Here is a 3,055-nt window from a genome sequence, read left to right on the forward strand (position 1 = left end):
GAAATTTTTGTGTCACTATTTTATGCCTAGCCTAACTATTCACCACAAGCTTTCTAAAAATACACCTCACTTGAGCATTCGGCTGAAGTTCTAAAAAGAAATGGGGTCAGAGTACATTACGATTTTGCAAAAAGTACTCTGACCCCATTTTTACGCTCCAGCATTGGAAATTTAAACTATTTTGAAAAGTTGGTGAGAGAAACTGCTTCATTCTTTCACAACCAATATCGAGACGGGTAAACAAACCAATACTTTCAAGGCTTGAGATTAAAGTGCGATGGTTTTTAGATTAAGTGAAGCTGAAGTTAGTTCATGTGAGCATTATTGCGGCTATATAAATGATGCAATGACCAGCACTGGAGCACTACTCGCACAAGTTAGAATGGATTGGGTTTATGGTTCTGAGGCTAGGATACTAGCTGTATGGCTTTCTAGAAGTGAAAAGCCTTACTGTAGTCCGAAGCACATATATCAAACTAGGGACCGAGTACAATTATGTTAAACGGTGCTGTCCCCCTTTTGTTTTTTAATTTATAAGTAAACAACAATATATGGGAAAGGATGATGAAAACTACTTTTAATAATAAATTGTTAGCCACCTTAATGTTCTCTACTGCGATTATTTCATGCAGTGCAACGGGAAAACGACAGGATTTAACCGTTGTAGAAACGAGAACTTATATTAGCAATCAGTGTTTGGTTACTTCCAATAATAGCGCTATGGATAAGGGAATAGGCGCCGTTGTTGCTAGCACACTCATACCAGTAGCGGTTAATTGGTTTATCGATCAAATTACTGAATCTCTAACCAAAGTGAAGAAAGTACAAAAGGTAAGCACTACTGAATTTTACTTATACACCTATGACAAAGAGGATAAATATCCAAAATGGAATAGTGACTTTAAGTGTATTACTAGTATCACTGGCGTTTTTGAAGACGAAGCGTTGGAAAGCGGTTTACTTGATGAATTAGACAATACCTCGTCACAAGTTACTCTTGCCAATATAGACACGCGTGACAACGAAGTTCATCAAAGGCTGAAGGATAATGAGATCTTTGTTAGTGAGGTTTACTCTATTTTTGAGAGTAAATTAGAGTTCTCCAAAGATGCGTCTGCATTTAAGTTTGTTAGTCAGTATCTTGATATTAAGAATCTACTTACCAACAAAAACTCAACAGAATTGGTTTACAGTTATGAACTCGTTGGCCCTGGTTCGACTCCAGATTCAGTTGTATTGGCGTCTGCAGCGTTTAATTTTGGTACGGTAAAACCAGGCTTATTCTACGCTCCCTTAAAATTTAAAAAGGGCAAAGAGTCTGGGTGGATTCGGACAGTGGGGATGTCAAAAGAGTCGCTGTTATCTTTTATTAGCCAGCATCACTTAAACGCAGAGAATAAAATAACGCACTACTCTCCCATTAAATTGAAAGCTTCCAATATACAAACAAATAAACCTAGTGATGGAGCAAAGTTAGTGGCCGCAATACTGGGTGAAGCCAAAGAGACACTGTCAACAGCGGCGGTGGCGAAGCTTGTTCCGGAAGATAAAGATGAGGTAGCAAAGAAGCTTCTCGATGCTCAGATTGCTTATCAAACAACGAAAGTTGCCATCGTCGATGCGTCTGGCGAATCTGAAGATCACCAGCGCTTAGCTGAGCTCCAAGCTAGGAAGGCCTGCGAAGCATTGAAGGAGTTGGATCCTACTACTTTGTGTAGCCACCAATGAGTAGGTGGAACGCGTTACCGTATCTTTCATTTATTTGCTTATCTTCAATTTGCCTAAGCCAAACTAACGAAGATTTGATAATTGAAAAGCCTTTTCAATTGAGTATTTCAAATTACCAATCGTTGGAAGCGCTGTGGGCGAAAGATGTTGATGATGCAAACAACTATAAATACGTGTTAGATGTGGCTGCAAAGTGGGCGTTGTCTGATGTACCTTTGACCGTTTGCTTTTTGGATGGCGACAAGGGCGATCGAGTTCGAGTTAAAAAGGCAGCAGAGCAATGGTCAAAGGCAATCAAAGAGGACTTGTTTGATTTCGGGCCGCGACGCAAACCACAGGATTGCAAGGGTGAGTATCCTGGTGAAAATATACGGATCTCGTTTAGGGGGAGTTCTCTTTCAACCTATCGAGGTCAACTAGGTATACGGAAAGTTGCAGCGCACAATCCAACAATGATTCTTGGTGGATTTTCAAAGTCGAAGCCTTCCGGCGATGGCGTTTTTACGCATTGGGTGCTACATGAATTTGGACATGCTTTAGGGTTGGTCCATGAGCACCAAGGGGAAAATAGTGCTTGCGAGCAAGAATATGATTTAGAGAAAATTTACGAGAAACTTGAATCTCCGCCTTTTCATTGGAGCAGAGATGAAGCAATTGCCAACATTAAAACGATGTATTTAGACGACGTACAAACATCGCCGTTTGATGAAAATTCGATTATGTTGTACCCGTTCCCTACGGAGTATTATAAGCAAGGAAAGAAGAGTCACTGTTACGCAGAAGTGCACGCTACTTTATCTGAAAAGGATAAGCTATTTGCGAATTCGTTTTATTCTTCCATTGCCAGTACCAAACAAAAAAATATGATGTTACGAAGTTTATACTCCGAACAAGTGACCGTTGCTATTAAAGGGCGTATGGGAGAGCAGGCTCTTCTGACACAGGATGTTGAATTGTCGAGAGAGGCAGCACTAGAGGTACTCAAACTTAAAATTCAGTCAGAGAATATCTCTGTTAAAGAGAAAGAGTCTTTGCTGGTCTTACTTGAGTAAAAACAAAAATAATGGGGTCAGAGTACATTACGATTTTGCAAAAAGTACTCTGACCCCTTTTTTGCGCTCAATTCCATTAAAATAGCTGGTTTTGTGATTTTCTTTATTTTTCAATGTATTGAATTCTACGTTAGCGATTTTTGACTTGCTTCCATTTGCAAAGTGTTGAACAAATTTTGCACTTTGTTACAACTTTCATATTAACAATACAAAAAATAGTGGGTAGGTTGGAATTTCAATAATAAAAAACCATGGAATGATCATGCTCAATATAA

The 3,055-nt window shown here is 39.3% G+C and carries 2 protein-coding genes; both read left to right on the forward strand.

Features of this window, described 5'->3' with window-relative positions:
- Window positions 1-564 precede the first annotated feature (564 nt).
- On the forward strand, window positions 565-1,728 hold the full coding sequence (locus B4K11_RS06245) for a hypothetical protein (RefSeq protein ID WP_272966285.1): 1,164 nt from the start codon (window positions 565-567) through the stop codon (window positions 1,726-1,728).
- Between the two features lie 98 nt (window positions 1,729-1,826).
- A complete protein-coding gene (locus B4K11_RS06250; protein WP_273008745.1) occupies window positions 1,827-2,780 on the forward strand; it encodes a hypothetical protein in 954 nt (317 codons plus the stop codon).
- Window positions 2,781-3,055 lie beyond the last annotated feature (275 nt).

It is taken from the genome of Neptuniibacter sp. UBA6509 (assembly GCA_002435145.1).
Lineage (GTDB): Bacteria > Pseudomonadota > Gammaproteobacteria > Pseudomonadales > Balneatricaceae > Neptuniibacter.

Coding starts and splice junctions, on each gene's coding strand:
- B4K11_RS06245 (WP_272966285.1), top strand. CDS start 565: ATGAAAACTACTTTTAATAATAAATTGTTAGCCACCTTAATGTTCTCT.